The organism is Ruminococcus callidus ATCC 27760, assembly GCF_000468015.1.
GTDB classification, from domain to species: Bacteria; Bacillota; Clostridia; order Oscillospirales; family Ruminococcaceae; genus Ruminococcus_C; species Ruminococcus_C callidus.
In genome coordinates this window covers 1-1,289 of record NZ_KI260482.1, presented here as the reverse complement: position 1 = coordinate 1,289, position 1,289 = coordinate 1, and the positions used below count along the sequence as shown (strand labels likewise).

The 1,289-nt window shown below is 53.8% G+C and carries 2 protein-coding genes; both read left to right on the top strand.

All coding sequences use genetic code 11. From position 1 onward, the window contains the following. The first annotated feature begins 101 nt into the window (after positions 1–101). On the top strand, positions 102–908 hold the full coding sequence (locus RUMCAL_RS13175) for an NAD(P)H-hydrate epimerase (protein ID WP_021683472.1): 807 nt from the start codon (positions 102–104) through the stop codon (positions 906–908). Positions 909–1,008: 100 nt separating this feature from the next. Further along, entirely contained in the window at positions 1,009–1,260 is a 252-nt protein-coding gene (locus tag RUMCAL_RS13170) for a TIGR03905 family TSCPD domain-containing protein (protein WP_021683471.1), read from the top strand. Positions 1,261–1,289: the final 29 nt, after the last annotated feature.

The following is a 1,289-nucleotide window of genomic DNA, read 5'->3' as shown; positions in this document are numbered from 1 at the left end:
CGCATCTGTCGCACAAGCTTTGTGCGGTATTGCCATAGTAAAAAGAAAGGCAGTGCTGTTTGGGAAATGGCATTGCCTTTTTTGAAACAGGAGGATTCACCATGGAAAAACTCATCTCCGTTGCCGTTATGCGTGACAGCGATGCCGCCGAAATTGCTGGAGGAACAGACAGCAAAATCTTGATGTACCGTGCAGGGCTGGGGATATTCCGCAGCTTTGACTGGCACGGCAAAATCGATATTGTCACCGGCAGCGGCAACAATGCCGGTGACGGGTATGTGCTGGCTCTGCTGCTGCACCGGCACGGGATTCCCTGCCGCATCGTCCGCACCAGCGAAAAATGTTCTCCGGACGGTAGCTACTTTTTCACCAAGTGTCAGGAACGGGGGATTCCCGTCACCACAGAAGCGGACTTTTCCGGCACAGACCAGATCGTGGACTGCCTGCTGGGAACGGGGTTCCGCGGGGAACTTCGCCCGAATCTGCGGCAGGTGGTGGAACAGATCAACCAGTCTGCTGCGGCAGTGCTGAGTGTGGACATCAACAGCGGCATGAACGGGGACACCGGCACGGGCTTTTGTGTGCAGTCTGACCGGACGGTTTCCGTCGGCTGTCTGAAATACGGACATTTGCTGGGAATGGCACAGGGGAAGATCTGGAGCCTGTACAACTATGACATCGGGATTCCCTGCAAGGGCAGCTATCTGCCTTTGTTTACCGCGGACGACCGCACACCGGAGAACTGGGACTTTACGCCGGAGGACACTTTTCCACAAATTCTGGACAGTTTCCACATTCCCGCCGGAACGCCGGCACAGCGGATGCAAAAACTGGCGGAGGCACTGCGAGAAAAAATCTGTTTCTGCTCTGCCAGTGAAGCAGGGGAAATTCCGTATACGGCATTGTGATCTTATCTTGCAATTTTCGCCGTGGTGTGTTATAATAGAGCTGGAACAAGTCGTTGTTCTTCGCTGCGGCGAATTTCAAAAAAACGGAGCGTGAAAACATATGCAGTATTCTTATACTCCACACGGTGTCTGTTCCCGTGCGATCCTGATCGATGCAGAAGACGGTGTTGTCAACAAGGTGCAGTTCATTGGCGGCTGCAGCGGCAACACACAGGGCATTGCCGCTTTGGTAGAGGGCATGCCGATAGACGAAGTCGTAAAGCGGCTGGAAAACATCAAGTGCGGCAGCCGTCCGACCTCATGTCCGGATCAACTGGCAAAGGCACTGAAAAAAGTAGCAGAGGAACAGTAAAGGCAATACCGCACAAAGAGCGTCTGGCG